The 18534-nt window shown below is 62.1% G+C and carries 18 protein-coding genes; 11 read left to right on the top strand and 7 right to left on the bottom strand.

From position 1 onward, the window contains the following. Window positions 1-94 precede the first annotated feature (94 nt). From H4I99_RS10305 to H4I99_RS10280, 6 genes are all read right to left on the bottom strand, one after another. On the bottom strand, window positions 95-361 hold the full coding sequence (locus tag H4I99_RS10305) for a hypothetical protein (protein ID WP_163902742.1): 267 nt from the start codon (window positions 359-361) through the stop codon (window positions 95-97). A 95-nt stretch (window positions 362-456) separates the two neighbouring features. Beyond that, entirely contained in the window at window positions 457-1419 is a 963-nt protein-coding gene (locus tag H4I99_RS10300; RefSeq protein ID WP_163902740.1) for a 2-hydroxyacid dehydrogenase, read from the bottom strand. 46 nt (window positions 1420-1465) lie between these two features. After that, window positions 1466-3094, bottom strand: a complete 1629-nt coding sequence (locus H4I99_RS10295; RefSeq protein ID WP_163902738.1) for an ABC transporter ATP-binding protein — start codon at window positions 3092-3094, stop codon at window positions 1466-1468. Then, the gene (locus tag H4I99_RS10290; RefSeq protein WP_163902736.1) at window positions 3091-4236 is read right to left on the bottom strand and encodes an ABC transporter permease; all 1146 of its coding nucleotides are present in this window, start codon (window positions 4234-4236) and stop codon (window positions 3091-3093) included. Before H4I99_RS10290 ends, H4I99_RS10295 begins: the two co-directional genes overlap by 4 nt. A gap of 1 nt (window position 4237) precedes the next feature. Then, window positions 4238-5332, bottom strand: a complete 1095-nt coding sequence (locus H4I99_RS10285; protein ID WP_163902734.1) for a microcin C ABC transporter permease YejB — start codon at window positions 5330-5332, stop codon at window positions 4238-4240. Window positions 5333-5484: 152 nt separating this feature from the next. Continuing rightward, window positions 5485-7332, bottom strand: a complete 1848-nt coding sequence (locus H4I99_RS10280) for an extracellular solute-binding protein (RefSeq protein ID WP_163902732.1) — start codon at window positions 7330-7332, stop codon at window positions 5485-5487. Window positions 7333-7610: 278 nt separating this feature from the next. On the opposite strand from H4I99_RS10280, the gene mepA reads away from it, so the two are divergent. From mepA to H4I99_RS10250, 6 genes are all read left to right on the top strand, one after another. After that, window positions 7611-8678, top strand: a complete 1068-nt coding sequence (gene mepA / locus H4I99_RS10275; protein ID WP_163906005.1) for a penicillin-insensitive murein endopeptidase — start codon at window positions 7611-7613, stop codon at window positions 8676-8678. A gap of 111 nt (window positions 8679-8789) precedes the next feature. Next, entirely contained in the window at window positions 8790-9176 is a 387-nt protein-coding gene (locus tag H4I99_RS10270; protein ID WP_163902730.1) for a methylglyoxal synthase, read from the top strand. A gap of 29 nt (window positions 9177-9205) precedes the next feature. Further along, a complete protein-coding gene (locus H4I99_RS10265) occupies window positions 9206-10228 on the top strand; it encodes a glucokinase (protein ID WP_163902728.1) in 1023 nt (340 codons plus the stop codon). Window positions 10229-10348: 120 nt separating this feature from the next. Next, window positions 10349-12139 carry an ABC transporter ATP-binding protein gene (locus H4I99_RS10260; protein ID WP_163902726.1) on the top strand — a complete coding sequence of 597 codons (1791 nt, stop codon included), beginning with the start codon at window positions 10349-10351 and terminating at the stop codon, window positions 12137-12139. 27 nt (window positions 12140-12166) lie between these two features. Further along, the gene (dapB, locus tag H4I99_RS10255; RefSeq protein WP_425314378.1) at window positions 12167-12979 is read left to right on the top strand and encodes a 4-hydroxy-tetrahydrodipicolinate reductase; all 813 of its coding nucleotides are present in this window, start codon (window positions 12167-12169) and stop codon (window positions 12977-12979) included. 24 nt (window positions 12980-13003) lie between these two features. After that, complete coding sequence (locus tag H4I99_RS10250) at window positions 13004-13639, top strand: 2,3-bisphosphoglycerate-dependent phosphoglycerate mutase (RefSeq protein WP_099056125.1); 636 nt, start codon at window positions 13004-13006, stop codon at window positions 13637-13639. Between the two features lie 62 nt (window positions 13640-13701). Here the strand turns inward: H4I99_RS10250 and phnF are convergent, their stop codons facing one another. Continuing rightward, window positions 13702-14439 carry a phosphonate metabolism transcriptional regulator PhnF gene (phnF, locus tag H4I99_RS10245; protein ID WP_163902723.1) on the bottom strand — a complete coding sequence of 246 codons (738 nt, stop codon included), beginning with the start codon at window positions 14437-14439 and terminating at the stop codon, window positions 13702-13704. 83 nt (window positions 14440-14522) lie between these two features. Here phnF and phnG point away from each other — a divergent pair, with 83 nt between their 5' ends. The 5 genes from phnG (at window position 14523) to phnK (ending at window position 18530) form a co-directional block, all read left to right on the top strand. Next, a complete protein-coding gene (gene phnG / locus H4I99_RS10240; RefSeq protein ID WP_163902721.1) occupies window positions 14523-14993 on the top strand; it encodes a phosphonate C-P lyase system protein PhnG in 471 nt (156 codons plus the stop codon). Beyond that, window positions 14993-15601 carry a phosphonate C-P lyase system protein PhnH gene (phnH, locus tag H4I99_RS10235; RefSeq protein WP_163902719.1) on the top strand — a complete coding sequence of 203 codons (609 nt, stop codon included), beginning with the start codon at window positions 14993-14995 and terminating at the stop codon, window positions 15599-15601. Before phnG ends, phnH begins: the two co-directional genes overlap by 1 nt. A 4-nt stretch (window positions 15602-15605) precedes the next feature. Then, entirely contained in the window at window positions 15606-16715 is a 1110-nt protein-coding gene (locus H4I99_RS10230) for a carbon-phosphorus lyase complex subunit (protein ID WP_163902717.1), read from the top strand. A gap of 139 nt (window positions 16716-16854) precedes the next feature. Further along, window positions 16855-17757: an alpha-D-ribose 1-methylphosphonate 5-phosphate C-P-lyase PhnJ gene (locus H4I99_RS10225; protein ID WP_163902715.1), complete on the top strand. Its 903-nt coding sequence runs from the start codon at window positions 16855-16857 to the stop codon at window positions 17755-17757. Further along, a complete protein-coding gene (gene phnK / locus H4I99_RS10220) occupies window positions 17754-18530 on the top strand; it encodes a phosphonate C-P lyase system protein PhnK (protein WP_099056118.1) in 777 nt (258 codons plus the stop codon). Before H4I99_RS10225 ends, phnK begins: the two co-directional genes overlap by 4 nt. The last annotated feature ends 4 nt before the right edge of the window (window positions 18531-18534 follow it).

The raw sequence follows: 18534 nt of genomic DNA, 5'->3' as shown, positions 1-18534 counted from the left end.
CAGCCTTGACCGCTCTTCGCGACAGGGTTCAGTCCGGCCGCTTCAGGCGTCTCTTATCAGAAATTCGGATCGCAAAGTCCATATCCCTGCGGGACTACTGTTGCGGCGGATTGGCCTGCGCAGGCGGTGACGGCTGCTGTTGCGCCGGCTCATTGGATGGGTTTTCCGGTGCGATGGCATTGCCCCACCATTCGGCGGGTATCCATACCAACAGGGCGAGGACGAGGCCGGCCAGCAGAATGATCAGCACCGGCCTTCCAAGAAAGCCCTGCCGGGCCTTGGTTGCGGACAGCGATTCCTTCTCAGGCTCAGCAGACGCCGGCCGCGCTTCGGGATGATGAAGATCTGGTCGTTGAACCATGCTAAAGCCTCCCTGGGTATCTACCTTGACGGCCACTGATTGCGGCCAGTCAACACCATGGAAACGAAAGAGCGTTGTATATGGTTCCGACTTGCTCAGTATCCGGCGACGCGATCCACGACATGCTGCAGGGCCTCGCCGCCCTCAAGACGCGTCATCTGCCTTTCGGCATGGCGAAAAAGCGCCCTGACATCGGAAGAAGCCGCCGCATGAGGAGTGATAATAACATTCTCGAACGCCCATAGCGGGCTCTCAGAAGCGAGCGGCTCCTTCTCGAACACATCGAGCGAGACGGCCCCCAGGATACCGCTTGCAAGTGCCGAGACGATATCAGCCTCGACCTGGCTGCCGCCGCGGCCGGCATTGAGGAAGACGGGCTTTTCCAGAGCGCCGCCCTGGCGAAGCTTCGCAAATAGCGAGGTGTTGTAGATGCCGCGAGTCTCCTCGGTCAATGGCAAAAGACCAACGAGAATATCGGTCCTGGCGAGGAATGCATCGAGCCCCGCCTCGTCAAAAGTCTCGACGCCCTCGATCGACTTCATGCTGCGCGACCAGCCAACGACCTCGAAGCCCATGACCCTGAGCTTGCGGACGGCATCCTGGCCGAGAACGCCGAGGCCCATGACGCCGACGGTCACGTCACATGCCTCGGGCTGCGGATCGAGTTCGCGCCATTCATGGTTCTTCTGCTGGCGCGCATAGGCCAGCGACCTGCGCAGATGCATGAGGCATTGCAGCACGACCCATTCGCTCATGCGGTCGGTCAGGCTGCGATCGACGAAGCGGACGATCGGCACATCGGGCAATTCGTAAGCGGTCAGGATATGATCGACGCCGGCGCCGCCGGAAAAGATGACCTTGAGGTCCGGCATGCGGGAGAACAGCGCCGGGTCCGGCTTCCAGACAACGGCATAGGCGCTGCCGGAAAGATCGCGGCCGGCATTCTCGGGCAAGGCCATGTCGATGATCTCGCGGCCGGGAAAGGCGTTCTTCAGGCCTGCGACAACGCTTTCGCGGTCGAACTTCAGGTCGATGACGACGGGGCTCTTGTCGGGCATGGTCACTCTTTTCGTAAGCGGGATGTTACTGGTGGCAAGCTGGATGCTACTGGCTGACGCCGCCGATCTCGACGGCTTCGAGATTGAAGGCGGCGGCCATCAGGGCGCGGGTATAGTCTTCCTTGGGCGCGGAGAAGATCGCACTCGACGGTCCCTGCTCCACCACCTTGCCGGCGCGCATGACGATCACCTCGTTGGCAAGCGCCTTCACCACGCGCAGGTCGTGGCTGATGAAGAGATAGGCGAGATCATGCTTCTGCTGCAGATCGCGCAACAGGTCGACCACCTGCGCCTGCACCGTCATGTCGAGCGCCGAGGTCGGTTCGTCGAGCATGACGAACCGGGGTTTCAGCACCATAGCGCGGGCAATCGCGATGCGCTGCCGCTGGCCGCCTGAAAACTCATGCGGGTAACGCCAGCGGGTCGCCGTATCGAGGCCAACCTCGTCCAGCGCCCAGCAAACGCGGGCATCGCGCTCGTCTGCCGACAGCGCGCTTTCGTGAACCTTCAGGCCTTCCGCAATGATCTCGCCCACCGACATACGGGGGCTGAGCGAGCCGTAAGGGTCCTGAAAGACGATCTGCAGGCGGTCGCGCAACGGGCGCATCTCGCGATAGGAAAAGCCATCGATTTCCTGCCCGATGAAGCTGATGCGTCCCTTCGACGAGATGAGGCGGGCAAGCGCCAGACCGAGCGTCGTCTTGCCGGAACCGGATTCGCCGACGACGCCGAGCGTCTGGCCGGCGCGCAGCACCATGTCGACGCCATCGACGGCCTTCACATGATCCACCACCTTGCGCAGGAAGCCGGCCTTGATGGGGAACCAGACGCGGATGTCGTCGCCCTTCATCACCACCGGCTTTGTCTCGTCGAGCGCCGGCGGCTCGCCGCGCGGCTCGGAGGCGAGCAACCTCTTCGTATAGTCGTGCTGCGGATTGGTGAAGATCTCCTCCACCGGCCCGCTTTCGACGATCCGGCCCTTGGTCATGACGCAGACCCGATCGGCAAACTTGCGCACGATGCCGAGATCATGAGTGATGAACAGCATGGACATGCCGTGATCGGCCTTCAACTCACGCAGAAGCGCCAGGATCTGCGCCTGAACGGTCACGTCGAGCGCGGTGGTCGGCTCGTCGGCGATCAAGAGCTTCGGCCTGTTAGCGAGCGCCATGGCGATCATCACGCGCTGGCGCTGGCCGCCGGACAGTTCGTGCGGATAGGCGGAGAGGCGCTTTTCCGGGTCACGGATACCGACCTGCCGGAGAAGCTCCAGCGTCCGTTCGCGTGCCGCCGGCCCGCTCATCGCCTGATGCAATTCGAGGATCTCGCCGATCTGCTTCTCAATGGAGTGGAGCGGATTAAGCGAGGTCATCGGCTCCTGAAAGATCATAGTCACGTCGTTGCCGCGGACATGGCGAAGTTCCGCCTCCGGCAACTTCAGAAGATCGCGTCCCTCGAACAGGATTTCTCCCGAGGGATGGCTCGCCGCCGGATAAGGCAGGAGGCGCAGCACGGAGTTGGCAGAGACGGACTTGCCGGAACCGGATTCGCCGACCAGCGCCACGACCTCGCCCGGGCCGATATCGAAGGAGACGCGGTCGACGGCGAGGGTTTCCTTGCCGCCCTGATGGAAGGCGACCGAGAGATCACGAACAGAAAGAAGCGGGGCGGTCATCTGAAAGCCTTCCTCGGATCGAAGGCGTCACGCACGGCTTCCCCGACGAAGATCAGGAGCGACAGCATGATCGACATGGTGAAGAAGGCGGTGAGGCCGAGCCACGGAGCCTGGAGATTGCGCTTGCCCTGGGCGATGAGTTCACCGAGAGACGGCGATCCCGGCGGCATGCCGAACCCTAAGAAATCGAGCGAGGTCAGCGTGGTGATCGAGCCGGAGAGAATGAAGGGCAGGAAGGTGAGGGTGGCGACCATGGCGTTCGGCAGGAGATGCCGGAACATGATGGTCCAGTTGCCGACTCCGAGCGCGCGGGCGGCATTCACATATTCAAAATTGCGTGCGCGCAGGAACTCTGCGCGCACGATGCCGACGAAACTGACCCATGAGAACAGCAGCATGATCCCGAGCAGCACGAAGAAACCGGGCGGCAGGATCGCGGCAATGATGAGCAGGATGTAGAGTACCGGCATCGAGGACCAGATCTCGATGAAACGCTGCATTAGAAGGTCTGTCCAGCCGCCGAAATAGCCCTGAACCGCGCCGGCGGTGACGCCGACGAAGGCCGAGCAGATGGTCAGCACGAGGCCGAACAGGACCGAGATGCGGAAGCCATAGATCATGCGGGCGGCAACATCGCGCGCCTGGTCGTCGGTGCCGAGCCAGTTCAGATTGCCGAGAATGCAGTTCGGGTCCTGATCCTTGAGCGGATAGGCTGAGCAGCGCCCCGCTTTGTCCATCAGCCAGAAGGGCGGCGTCGGCGCGGAATGCGGAATGTCCGAATTCACCGTGCGGTAGGAGTAGCGGATCGGCGGCCAGATCATCCAGCCATTGGCGTTGATCTCGTCGCTGATGAAGGGAGACCGGTAATCTGTGACCGCAAGGAAGCCGCCAAACTTCTCCTCCGGATAGTCGATCACCACCGGTAAAAGGATCTCTCCCTTGTAAGAGGCGATCAGCGGCCGGTCGTTGGCGATGAATTCGGCAAACAACGACAGGACGAAAAGGATCATGAAAAGCCAGAAGGACCAGTAGCCGCGGCGATTGGCCTTGAAGTTTTCGAGGCGTCGGACGTTGGTCGGCGACAGCCACGACTTCTTCATGGGAGTAGCGACATCGGTGCGGGCGGTTTCGACGGAAGACATGTCAGACATCCCTCCGGTCGAAATCGATGCGCGGATCGATCCAGGTGTAGATCAGGTCGGAGACGAGACCGACGACAAGGCCCATCAGCGAGAAGATGTAGAGGGTGGCAAAGACGACGGGATAGTCCCGGTTGACCACCGAGAGATAGCCAAGCCGGCCGAGACCATCGAGCGAGAAGATGTTTTCGATCAAGAGCGAGCCGGTGAAGAAGGCTGAGATGAAGGCTCCGGGAATGCCGGCGATGACGATCAGCATGGCGTTGCGGAAAACATGACCGTAAAGCACCTGCCGCTCGTTCAGGCCCTTGGCGCGGGCGGTCACGACATACTGTTTCTTGATCTCGTCGATAAAGGAATTCTTGGTGAGCAGCGTGGTCGTGGCGAAGGCCGACAGCGACAATGCGATCAGCGGCAGGGTCAGGTGCCAGAAGTAGTCGATGATCTTTTCCCACCAGGACAACTGGGCGAAATTGTCGGAGACGAGGCCGCGCAGCGGGAACCAGTCGAAGAAGGAACCACCAGCGAACAGCACGATCAGCAGGATGCCGAACAGGAAGCTCGGCACGGCATAGCCGATTACGATGACGCCGGAGGTCCAGACATCGAAGGGAGAACCGTCCGCGACCGCCTTCTTGATGCCGAGCGGGATGGAGATCGCGTAGGAGAATATCAGGATCCAGACGCCAAGCGAGATCGACACAGGCATCTTCTCGATGATCAGATCGATGACGGTGGTGTTGCGGAAGAAGCTCTCGCCGAAATCGAAGCGGATATAGTTCCACATCATGTCGAGGAAGCGCGTCAGCGGCGGCTTGTCGAAGCCGAACTGCTTTTCGAGCTTGGCGATGAGTTCCGGATCGAGCCCCTGAGCGCCGCGATACTTGGCGTTCATCTCTTCGTTGCCGAACTGCTGGTTGAGCATGTCGCCGCCGCCGGAAAGGCGCTGGTCGGCGCTATCGCCCTGCCCGGTCAGCTGGGCGATCACCTGCTCGACCGGACCGCCCGGCGCAAACTGGATGACGAGGAAGGAAATGCCCATGATGCCGACGATGGTCGGGATCATCAGCAGGAGACGCCTGAGAATATAGGCACCCATCAGGCTGTCTCTCCCGCGTGGTGCACGATGTCCGCCTCAAGTCCCGCTATCAATCCGTTCGTCCTTTCCCGCCGGCAGACTGCGCTGCCGGCCATATGCGATTCGTAGAGTTCATTCGTAGCCGCTCAAATGTGGCGCGCAAGCCCCATGGCCTACTTCGCGGCCCCCTTGGCCCACCAGATGGAGGGAAAGCCGATCGCATATTCCGGCAGTTCCGCGGGACGCTCGAACTTATCCCAATAAGCGATGCGCGAGGAGCGCATGGTGTAGGAGGGCACGGTATAGCTCCCTGCGAGCAACAGGCGATCGAGCGCCTTCACGGTCGGGATCAGGGTATCGCGATCCTTGGCGAAGATGATCTGGTTGATGAGCGTGTCGATGGCCGGGCTCGAAATGCCGGCATAGTTCTGCGAGCCTTCCTGCCCGACCGACTGGGAGCCCCAGTAGTTCTTCTGCTCGTTGCCCGGATTGAGGCTCTGCGCCCAGCCGAGATAGATCATGTCATAGTCGAAGCTGCGGACACGGTTGGTGTATTGCGACGCATCGACGGTACGGACCGACACCGTAACGCCGATCTTCTTCAGGTTATCGGCAAATGGCAGCGCCACCCTCTCGATCGTCGGGCCGTTCAGCAGGATTTCGAAGGAAAGCGGCGTTCCGGTCTTGGTATCGGTCATCCGGCCGCCCTTGATCTCGTAGCCGGCCTCTCGGAAGAGCTGGACGGCAGTACGGAGATTGTCTCGCAACTTTGCGGGATCGCCCGACACTGGATTCTTGTACTCAGTGGAGAAGACTTCAGGCGGCACGCCATCGCCAAGCCCCTTCAGGATCTCCAGTTCCTTGCCCTCGGGCAGCCCCCTGGATGCGAGCTCGGAGCCATAGAAATAGCTGTCGATACGCTGATACTGGTCGAAGAAGATCGTGCGGTTCAGGTCCTCGAAATCGAAAGCGTAGTTCAGAGCCTTGCGGACACGCGGATCCTTGAACTTGTCGCGGCGCATGTTGGGAATGAAGCCGACCAGTACACCCGAGGTCTTGTATTCGTTGTCCAGCACCTCGCGCTTGACGCGACCGTCCGAAACAGCCGGAAAATCATAGGAACGCGCCCAGCGCATGGCAGAGTTTTCCAACCAGAAGTCGACATTGCCGGACCGGAAGGCCTCGAACTCGACATCGAGGTCGGCGAAATAGGTATAGGTCTGGCTGCGGAAGTTGTTGTAGCCGATATTGACGTTGAGATCCTTGCCCCAATAGTCGTCGCGAAGCTCGTAGCGGATCGTTGAACCTGGCGAAAACGACGCGATGCGATAGGGGCCCGAGCCGAGAACCGGCTCCAGCGTCGTCTTCGATATGTCGCGCGGCTTGCCGTCCGGGCCGTTGGCCGTCCACCAGTGCATCGGGACAATATCGAGTTCACCGACGATGACGGGCAGTTCGCGATTATTCTTCTCGTCGAAGGTGAAGGTAACTTCGCGTTCACCGGTCTTTTCCGCCTTCAGCACATGCTGGTAATAGCTGGCATATTTCGGATTGAGATCCTTGAACCTGTCGAAACTGAAGACGACGTCCTCGGGCGTGACCGGCTGACCATCGGCCCATTTTGCTTCGGGCCGCAGGCGGAACTTCGCCCAGGCATAATCATCCGGATAGGAAATAGCTTCGGCAAGCAAGCCGTAGACTGCATCGACCTCGTCCATGGAAGGCTTCAGCAGCGTCTCGGTGACCAGAGAAGCACGCGGTGTCAGGCCGGCCGCAAGCTCGCCCTTGTCGAGCACGGGATTGAAGGTATCAAAGGTGCCGTCGGCGGAAAGTCTCAGGTCGCCGGCCTTGGGTGCATCGGGATTGACATAGTTGAACCGGGGGAAATCCTTCGGATATTTCGGCGCCTCGATGACGGCGAGTGCGTGGCGCCATTCGGACTCCTGCGCCTGCAGCGCCTGCGGTACAAAGGTCGCCGCGGCCAGCGCGAGAATACCCGTCCTCAGGAAAGCCAATCTCATGCAAATCACCCCAGCTGTCTTCGTTGGCATCAGCATAGGCCAAACCTCGGCAAAAAACAGACCGGGGGGAGATCACGATTAAAGCATGCCGCGCAAAAGTAAGCAGCGGTCTTGCGGTAACGACATGAGGTGGAACACGGACCGAAGGCGGAAGGAGCGAATCTGAAAGATCGCGACACGCCTGAGATCACGGATTCAACAAAATCGGCATTCAGGTTAAACTTGAAGCAAATCACCCGGCGAAACGGGTGAACGAAATGCGGCGGACGAGCATGACGATGAGAACTGTTTCGAAGCGGCTGGCGCTGGTGCTGGCTTTTGCGGCAAGCATGGCGGGCGCCATCGCCAACGGATGGGCGGCCGACGGCCCTCCCGCCAAGGAACTCTTCGGCGGAGTAAAACTGCCGACCCGGGCGGAGCCGAGTTCCTACGGCTTCTATTCGAAAGGCTGCCTCGCCGGCGCTGTCGCGATCCCGACCGATGGACCGACCTGGCAGGCGATGCGCCTTTCGCGCAACCGACGCTGGGGTCACCCGCAGATGATCTCGCTGCTGGAACGGTTGTCTCAGGATGCCGCAAAATATGACGGATGGCCGGGCCTCCTGCTCGGCGACATCTCGCAGCCGCGCGGCGGACCGATGTTGACCGGCCATGCCTCCCACCAGATCGGCCTCGACGCCGACATCTGGCTGACGCCGATGCCATCGCGCACACTGTCGGCGGCGGAGCGGGAAAACATCTCCGCCACCTCGATGCTCGACACCAAGAAGTTCCTCACCATCAATGAGAAGGCTTGGACACCGGGGCAGGCGCGCGTGATCATGCGCGCCGCCAGCTATCCGCAGGTGGAGCGCATCTTCGTCAATCCCGCGATCAAGAAGAAGCTTTGTGACACATGGCAGGGCGACCGCACCAACCTCGGCAAGGTGCGGCCCTATTATGGCCACGACTACCATTTCCATGTCCGTATCAAATGCCCGGCCGATGCCGTCGGGTGCAAGGATCAGGCGGATATTCCGCCCGGCGACGGTTGCGACAAGTCGCTGGCCTGGTGGTTTACCGACGAACCCTGGGCAAAGCCGAAGAAGGACCCGAACGCAAAGCCCGCGCCGAAGCCGAAACCGATGCAGCTTGCCGATCTGCCGAAGGCCTGCTCCGTGGTGCTCAAGTCTCCTGCCGCGGACAGCGAGTGGGCGGCGACCTATTCTCCCAACGGCGCTGCTCCCGTTTCAGCACTTGCTTCGCCGCCGCAGCCGGCTGCAGCGGGCTCGGCCATCGCGGCCCAGATGCCGGATGTTCCGCCCGCCGATGTTCCGGTTCCACTCCCGCGCCCCACGGGCAACTGAGCGCTCACGCTGCAGCCTTGCCCGACCCTTCCTCGGGGCCGGGCTTTTCAACCGCTTCCGGCTGCGCTAGAAGGCATTCAAATCGATTGAAAATCCGGACCGAGGCGCTTCGTGACCGCTCTGAAATGTATCGCCCTGATTGCCCATGACCAGAAGAAGGACGATATGGCGGAATTCGCCCGCCGTCACGAAGCGGAGCTTTCCAGGCGACGCATCGTTGCAACCGGCACGACCGGAGGGCGCATCAAGGAAGCCTGTCCCTCGCTTGACGTCACGCGCCTGAAAAGCGGCCCGCTCGGCGGCGACCAGCAGATCGGCGCCATGATCGCGACCGGTGAAGTCGACATGTTGATCTTCTTCGTCGACCCTTTGACATCCATGCCTCATGATGTCGATGTAAAAGCGCTGATGCGGCTCGCAACGGTCTACGATATTCCAATGGCCCTGAACCGCGCCACCGCAGAGATACTCCTGACCCCCGGCGCCCTTGGCGCCTGAGCCCGCAAAGGCCCGATACGGAACCCGCCATGCCCAAGCCCCTCGAAAACGAACAGCTCACGTTTCCCATCCTGATCGGCGACATCGGGGGCACGAACGCGCGCTTCTCCATTCTGGTCGACGCCTATGCCGAGCCGAAGCAGTTTCCGAACGTGCATACCGCGGATTTTACCACCATCGACGAGGCGATACAGGTCACGGTTCTCGACAAGACCTCGATCCAGCCGCGCTCCGCAATCCTAGCGATTGCCGGCCCCATCAACGACGACGAGATCCCGCTGACCAATTGCGACTGGGTCGTGCGTCCCAAGGCGATGATCTCGGACCTCGGATTTTCCGACGTGCTTGTTGTCAACGACTTCGAGGCGCAGGCGCTGGCAATTGCATCGCCTGCCGAACAATATCGTGAGCCGATCGGAGAACACGGCGAGACCTCGCTTGCCTCGCGCGTCGTTCTGGGTCCCGGCACCGGGCTCGGCGTCGCCGGTCTCGTGCATGCCCAGCACATGTGGTTTCCGGTTCCCGGCGAAGGCGGGCATGTGGATGTCGGCCCGCGCAGCGAGCGCGACTATGAGATCTTCCCGCATCTGACGCCGATCGAGGGACGCATTTCGGCCGAGCAATTGCTGTGCGGTCGTGGCATTCTCAACATCTACGGCGCTGTTTGCGCCGCAAGCGGTATCGAGCCGGTCTACAAGGATCCGGCCGAAGTGACGACCAATGCGCTTTCCGGCGCCGATCCGGTCGCCGTCGAGACGATCTCTCTCTTTTCTACCTATCTCGGTCGTGTTGCCGGCGACATGGCGCTGATCTTCATGGCGCGCGGCGGCGTCTTCCTTGCCGGCGGCATATCGCAGAAGATCATTCCGGCCCTGAAGCGGCCGGAATTCCGTCAGGCCTTCGAGGATAAGGCACCGCACAGCCACCTGATGAAGACCATCCCGACCTTCGTCGTCACCCATCCGCAGGCGGCGCTTTCGGGACTTGCGACCTATGCGCGGACACCCGGCAGTTTCGGGCTTGCGACCGACGGGCGGCGCTGGCGCGGCTGAGCCACGCTTTCGCCCGCGCAGCAATTGGCTATGGCCAAATGGCCCTTCACTGGCTATAGAGCGCGCAGAAAGAGGGCATGACGCCCGCAACGACCCAGTTTCACGGGGATTGGCCTCATTTTGGACGCCTCCAGAACACAGACGACCGCTATCAGCTCTAACAGCGTGACGGCAGTCCTCAAACGCATCATCGCCGAAAACGGCCGCGACCACATCCGCGGATACATATTCGCCGTCATCTGTCTGGCGACGGTTGCCCTGACGACCGCCTTTACCGCGTGGATCATGGAATCCGTGGTCAACGAGGCCTTCGCCAACAAGCGCGCCGATCTCGTCTGGCTGATCTGCGGCTCCATCCTCGCAGCCTTCGTGCTGCGCGGGTTTGCAAGCTACGGTCAGGCCGTGACTCTTTCGAAGATCGGCAACAACATCGTGGCGCGTTACCAGCGCCGGCTCTTCGCCCACCTGATGACGCTTTCGCTCGGCTACTTCAACGAATCCCGCTCGGCCCATCTCGCCGCCCAGATCAGCCAGAACATCAACGGCATCCGCGACGTGCTCAACCTGACGGTGACCTCGACGGCGCGTGACCTGCTGAGCCTCGTCGCGCTGATCGGCGTGATGATCTTCAAGGACCCGATGCTGACGCTGATCGTCTTCGTGGTCGCGCCGCCGCTGCTCTATGCGCTGCGCTACATTTCCAAGCGCCTGCGCGCGGCGACGAAGGAGGCGATCATCTTCAACAGCCATGTGCTGGGGGCAATGCAGGAGACGGTGCAGGGCATCGCCATCGTCAAGGCCTTCACGATGGAAGAGCAGCTCGAACGCAAGGTCAGCGTGACAATCGAGTCTGCCGAGAAGCGGTCGAACCGGATCGCGCGGCTTAGCGAGCGCACGTCGCCACTCACCGAAACCTTTGCCGGTGTGGCGATTTCCAGCGTTATTGCCTATGCGGCCTTCCGCTCGATTTATGGTGGCATGCTGCCGGGCGCCTTCTTCTCCTTCGTCACCGCATTGCTGATGGCCTATGAGCCGGCCAAGCGGCTCGCCAAGCTGCAGGTGCAGATGGAACGCGCCGTCGTCAATGCGCGGATGATCTACGAAATTCTCGACATGCAGCCGCATCAGCGGGAAAAGCCGGGTGCGGCCGATCTCGCCGTCACCGATGCATCGATCGAATTCCGCGGCGTGACGTTCGCCTATGGCGAAAACGAGAAGGTGCTCAAGGGCATCGATTTCGTTGCCGAAGGCGGCAAGACAACCGCTCTCGTCGGCCCCTCCGGCGCCGGCAAATCGACCGTCGTTACGCTCATTCCGCGCTTCTACGATCCCTCGAGTGGAGAGATCCTGATCGATGGTCAGAACATCGCCGACGTGACCAAGGCATCGCTACGCAGGCACATCGCCTATGTTTCGCAGCAGCCCTACCTCTTCGAAGGCACGATCCGCGACAACATCCGCTACGGTCGCCCGGATGCGACGGATGCGGAAATCGAGGATGCGGCCCGGCTTGCCTATGCCCACGACTTCATCACCGCGCAGCCTCTCGGCTACGATACGCCGGTCGGCGAAAACGGCGTGACCCTTTCCGGCGGCCAGCGGCAGCGGCTTTCGATTGCCCGCGCCCTCGTGCGCAACGCACCGATCCTGCTGCTCGACGAGGCGACGTCTGCACTTGACACCGAATCGGAGGCTGCCGTGCAGAAGGCGCTCGACCAGGCCATGCATGGCCGCACCGTGGTCGTGATTGCCCACCGTCTCTCGACCGTCATCAAGGCCAACAAGATCATCGTCATGCATGAGGGGCGGATCGCCGAGGAAGGCACGCATGAGAGCCTTGCGCAGCGTCCGGACGGGCTCTACGCTCGCCTCAACAACCTGCAGCCCGCCCCACAAAACGATCTCAGCTAGGGACAGCGTACCATCATGAAGGATGCAATGAAGCTCGTCGTCGTCGGTGCCGGTGGGCGCATGGGCCAGGCGCTCATCCGCATCATTCACGCGACCGAAGGCGCGACCCTTCATGCGGCCGTTGTGCGTCCCGGTTCACCGCTGGTCGGCAAGGACGCCGGCGATATCGCGGGCCTCGGCCCGATCGGCGTTATGGTGACCGACGATCCGCTTGCGGCTTTCCTCGACGCCCATGGCGTCATCGACTTCACCGCTCCCCAGACCACGACGGAATTTGCCGCGCTGGCGGCGCAGGCCCGCATCGTCCATGTGATCGGCACCACCGGCTGCCAGCCCGAACATGAGGCAAAGATCGAGGCCGCCGCCCGTCATGCACGGATCGTCAAATCCGGCAATATGAGCCTCGGCGTCAACCTGCTCTCGGTGCTCGTGCAGCAGGCGGCCCGCGCGCTCGACGCGGCCGGATGGGACATCGAGGTCCTTGAAATGCATCACAAGCACAAGGTTGACGCTCCCTCGGGAACCGCTTTGCTGCTCGGCGAAGCCGCCGCGAAGGGCCGCGATATCGACCTCGCCGGCCATTCGGTGCGCGTGCGTGACGGCCATACAGGTCCGCGCGAGGCCGGATCCATCGGCTTTGCCACGCTGCGCGGCGGCTCCGTCATCGGCGAACATTCGGTCATCCTCGCCGGCGAAGGCGAGCTGGTGACGCTCTCCCACAGCGCCGGCGACCGCACGATCTTCGCGCGCGGCGCGGTCAAGGCGGCCCTTTGGGCCTATGACCAGAAGCCCGGTCTCTATTCCATGCTCGACGCGCTCGGGCTCAATCCCACCCAATAATTTTTCCTTCGGAGGATTTTTGCAATGACTGGTACTCTCGTGCTCGTTCGTCACGGCCAGAGCGAATGGAACCTCAAGAACCTTTTCACCGGCTGGCGCGATCCGGGCCTGACCGAACTTGGCGTGCAGGAAGCCAATGCCGGCGGCAAGGCACTTGCCGACACCGGCATCAAGTTCGACGTGGCCTACACGTCCGCGCTGAGCCGCGCTCAGCGGACCTGCCAGATCGTGCTCGACAATGTCGGCCAGCCCGATCTCGAGACCATTCGCGACGAAGCGCTGAACGAGCGTGACTACGGCGATCTCTCCGGCCTCAACAAGGACGACGCCCGCGCCAAGTGGGGCGAGGAACAGGTACATGTCTGGCGCCGCTCCTACGACGTTCCGCCTCCGGGCGGCGAGAGCCTGCGCGACACCGGCGCCCGCGTCTGGCCCTATTACATGACGGAAATCCTGCCGCGCGTTCTGCGTGGCGAAACCGTGCTGGTTGCCGCTCACGGCAATTCACTACGCGCGCTCGTAATGGTGCTCGACCGCCTCTCCAAGGAAGAGATCCTCAAGCTCAACCTCGCGACCGGCGTGCCTATGGTCTACAAGCTCAAGGCCGACTCCACCGTCGCTTCCAAGGAAGTGCTCGGCGACATGTCCGGCGCCCACTAAGCAGGATCAGGGCGCGCCGGAGACCGGTGCGCCCTGATTTTTTCCTCGTTCAGTTCCCCCGATCAGGCACCGATGGTGAACTGAACGCGATCTGCCGGAAAACGCGTGATCGAATACTGGATCGGCTGACCGTCGAGATCGCTATTGAGCGCACGGGTAACGAGAACGATCGCGCCCGGCGTCAGTTCCAGCGTGGCGACGTCATCCGGTTCCGCATGACGGGCGGTGATTTCGGTCGTATCGCGCAGGTAATCGCCAACGCCGAACTCCGACAACGCCTTCGTCACCGACCCCGTTTTAGCAAAAATTTCCGCAATGCCCTCGAACCGGGCCGCGGGGAACCATGTCGTTGCTCTCGAAAGGGCGCGGCCATCGGCCTTGCGCACCGCTTCCAGCCTTATCACCTCGGTTCCTGCGCCAAGCTTCAGCCAGCGGGCAACTTCCGCCGTGGCAAGTTCGCGCGCCGATGACAGGAGAAATCCCTCGATATCGCGGGCCTGACGGCCAATGCCCTGGGTGAAGCGGGTGCGCAGGCCGATCGGAAAATTGAAGCGGTCCTTCACCTCGACCATCGTTCCGCGGCCCTGCACGGGGCGAACGATACCCTCCTGCCCAAGCGCGGCAAGCGCGCTGCGGATGGTGTGACGGTTTACCCCGAACTGCTCAGCCAGCACCGTTTCCGGCGGCACCATGCCGGTGGCATCGTATTCTCCGGCCGAAATATTCGCCCTGATCTTGTCTGAAATCTGGCGCCATAGCGCCACGCCCTTCTGTCTCTGAACAGTTCCCATGTCCGCCATGTCACACGCTTGTCACGCTCGATTGGTAGCTATAACCTAATTTGTATGGTTGTCTATATTAATAGACATTTCGGGATTTGGCAATGGACACGGCAGAACAACACGAGGCGGCCAGCGCGCCGCAGAGAAAGCGGGTGACGGACCTTCTTGCGAGGGCAACCGCCACCGAGTTGAAATCCGTCTGGGAGGCGCTTGAGCCAAAACCCGATTTCGCGGCCCTGCGCGGACCGGAAACCGGCCTCGTGATGGTGCGCGGGCGCATTGGCGGCGGCGGCGCGGCCTTCAATCTCGGCGAGGCCACCGTCAGCCGCGCCACCATCCGGCTTGTCTCCGGCACGGTCGGCCACGGCCATGTGCTCGGCACCGACCGCAGCCGCGCCCGCCTTGCGGCGATCTTCGATGCGATGTGGCAGGAGACCGAACACCGGCCATTCGTCGAAACCCGATTGCTCAAGCCGGTCGCCACCCGCATCGCAGCCGAGGAACGCGCCAAGGCTGAAGAGGCGGCAGCGACCCGCGTCGATTTCTTCACCATGGTAAGGGGAGAGGACTGATGGATCCGAAGACCGATGCCCTGACCGGCGGTTTCACCGAGCCGGTCTTTCACGCCCAGAGCGTCTTTCGCACGCTGATGGACTGCATGGCCCGCCCCGGCAGCATTCGCGCCGTTACGCCGCATGTCGATCCGCCGGCGCCGCTGGGTGCTGCTGCCGGCGCCATTGCGCTGACGCTTTGCGACCACGACACGCCGGTCTGGCTCTCCGCCGGTCTTTCAAGGTCGCCCGTCGCAGACTGGATCTCCTTCCATACCAGCGCGCCGCTGACCCGGGAAAAGGTCGAGGCCCGCTTCGCTTTCGCAGAGGCCGGAACCGCGCTCGCCTCCTTCGGCCTCTTCTCCTCCGGCACCCAGGAATATCCGGACCGTTCGACGACCATTGTCATCGAGGTCGCAAGCCTGGAAGGCGGGCCGGGCCTCGCGCTCACCGGTCCAGGCATCAAGGAAACGACGCATATCGCGCCGAAGGGTCTGCCGGAAATGTTCCTCAGGCAGTGGGCCGACAACCGGGCGCTTTTCCCGCGCGGCGTCGACGTGGTGCTGACGGCAGGCGGCGAGATGCTCGGCTTGCCGCGGACATGCAAGATCACCGCAAGGGAGATTTGAGACCATGTATGTTGCCGTAAAAGGTGGCGAGGCGGCCATCGCCAATGCCCACCGCCTGCTTGCCGACCGACGCCGGGGCGACCGTTCGCTGCCTTCGCTAACCATCGAGCAGATCGTCGAACAACTCGGGCTCGCCGTCGACCGCGTCATGGCCGAAGCTTCGCTGCATGACCGGGCGCTTGCCGCCCTCTCCGTCAAGCAGGCGCGGGGTGACATGATCGAAGCGATCTTCCTGCTCAGGGCCTATCGCACGACACTGCCGCGCTTCGGCTATTCCGTCCCGATCGATACCGGTCGCATGCGCGTGGAGCGGCGTATCTCTGCAACCTACAAGGATCTGCCGGGCGGCCAGCTGCTCGGACCGACCTTCGACTACACCCACCGCCTGCTCGATGTCTCGATGCTTGAGGATGCTGACGTGGAGGAGCCCGCGCTTCGCCCAGCGACCGATGAAATGGTCATGCGTGTTTCGGACATTCTCGCCCAGGAAGGCCTTGTCGAGGCCGATGGCGACATGCCGGAAGATCATGTCGCAGGCGACATCACCCGCGAGCCGATCGAGTTTCCCATGACCCGGGACCTGCGTCTTCAGGCGCTGGCACGCGGCGACGAGGGTTTTCTGCTGGCACTCGCCTATTCCACCCAGCGCGGCTATGGCCGCACGCATCCCTTTGCCGGAGAAATCCGCATCGGCGAGGTAGAGGTAGAGATCGAGGTGGCAGAACTCGGCTTTGCCGTTTCGCTCGGCCCGATCCGCGTGACCGAATGCCAGATGGTGAACCAGTTCAAGGGTTCGGCCAAGGCGCCGCCGCAGTTTACCCGCGGTTACGGTCTCGTATTCGGTCAGAGTGAGCGCAAGGCCATGGCGATGTCACTGGTGGACCGGGCGCTTCGCGCGACCGAACTCGGCGAGGACATCGTCGCACCGGCGCAGGACGAGGAATTCGTCATCTCGCATTCCGACAACGTGCAGGCAACGGGCTTCGTGGAACACCTGAAGCTGCCGCACTATGTCGACTTTCAGGCCGAACTCGATCTCGTTCGCCGGATGCGCCGCGACTTCGAAACCGCGCGCGGCGATATCAACGCCACACGCGCAGAGGCCGCGGAATGACCTTCATCGACCTAGTCCCTTTCTTCCTGGAACCAGTACGCACTGATGACGGTCGTGGCGACCATTGTCGCAATGATGATTGTGAGTATCACACTGACTTCCATATCCAGCACCTCCTTCTGAGCAAGGACAACGCCCGATGACGCAAGAAGTTTCGCAATATGGCGACCTGGCGAGCTATAATTTCGCCTATCTGGACGAACAGACCAAGCGAATGATCCGCCGCGCGATCCTCAAGGCCATCGCAATACCCGGCTATCAGGTGCCTTTCGCCTCCCGCGAAATGCCCATGCCCTATGGCTGGGGAACGGGCGGCGTGCAGGTCACAGCTTCGATCCTCGGTCCCGAGGATGTGCTGAAGGTGATCGACCAGGGTGCGGACGACACCACCAATGCGGTCTCTATCCGGGCCTTCTTCCAGAAGGTCGCCAATGTCGCGGTCACCACCCACACCCGCGAGGCGACGATCATCCAGACCCGCCACCGCATTCCGGAAGAGACGCTGAACGAGAACCATGTGCTCGTCTATCAGGTGCCGATCCCGGAACCGCTGCGCTTCCTCGAACCGCGCGAGACGGAAACCCGCAAGATGCATGCGCTCGAGGAATATGGCCTCATGCATGTGAAGCTCTACGAGGATATCGCCCGCAACGGCCGGATCGCCACGACCTATGCCTATCCGGTCAAGGTCGCCGGTCGCTACGTGATGGACCCCTCGCCGACGCCGAAGTTTGACAATCCGAAGATGCACATGTCGGAAGCGCTCCAGCTCTTCGGCGCCGGCCGCGAGAAGCGCATCTACGCCATTCCGCCCTTCACCGAAGTCGTCAGCCTCGATTTCGAGGACCATCCCTTCGAGATCCAGCGTTTCGACAAGCCCTGTGCGCTTTGCGGTGCCGAGAACGTCTATCTCGACGAGGTCATCCTCGATGACAAGGGCGGACGCATGTTCGTCTGCTCCGACACCGACCATTGCGAGGAACGCCGGGACCACGGCCATGCCGGCCACCTGCTCGCACCGAACAAGGAGGCTGCCGAATGACCGACCAACCGCTTCTCAAGGTTCGCGACCTATCGAAATTCTACGGCAGCCGCATCGGCTGCAGCAATGTCGCCTTCGAGCTCTGGCCGGGAGAGGTTCTCGCCATTGTCGGCGAGTCCGGTTCGGGCAAGACCACCCTGCTCAACTGCATCTCGACCCGGCTGATGCCGACGACCGGCAGCGTCGAATACCACATGCGCGACGGCCAATATCGCGACCTCTACCACATGAACGAGGCGGAGCGCCGCTTCCTGATGCGCACCGACTGGGGCTTCGTGCACCAGAACCCGGCCGACGGCCTGCGCATGACGGTTTCGGCCGGCGCCAATGTCGGCGAACGCCTGATGGCGGTCGGCGACCGGCATTACGGCCACATCCGCCAGACGGCATCGGAATGGCTGGAACGCGTCGAAATCTCCACCGACCGCATCGACGATCAGCCGCGCGCCTTTTCCGGCGGCATGCGCCAACGCCTGCAGATCGCCCGCAATCTCGTCACCGGCCCGAGGTTGGTTTTCATGGATGAGCCAACCGGCGGCCTCGACGTTTCCGTGCAGGCGCGTCTGCTCGATCTCGTGCGCGGTCTCGTCAACGATCTCGGTCTCGCGGCCATCGTCGTTACCCATGATCTCGCCGTCGCCCGTCTCCTTTCCCATCGCATGATGGTGATGAAGGACGGCCATGTCATCGAACACGGCCTCACCGACCGGGTGCTGGACGACCCGCGCGAACCCTATACCCAACTGCTCGTCTCCTCGATCCTGCAGGTCTGAGAAC

Origin of the sequence: Paenirhizobium daejeonense (assembly GCF_014280875.1) — a bacterium.
Taxonomy (GTDB): domain Bacteria; phylum Pseudomonadota; class Alphaproteobacteria; order Rhizobiales; family Rhizobiaceae; genus Allorhizobium; species Allorhizobium daejeonense.
This window is presented reverse-complemented; position numbering and strand designations above follow the sequence as displayed.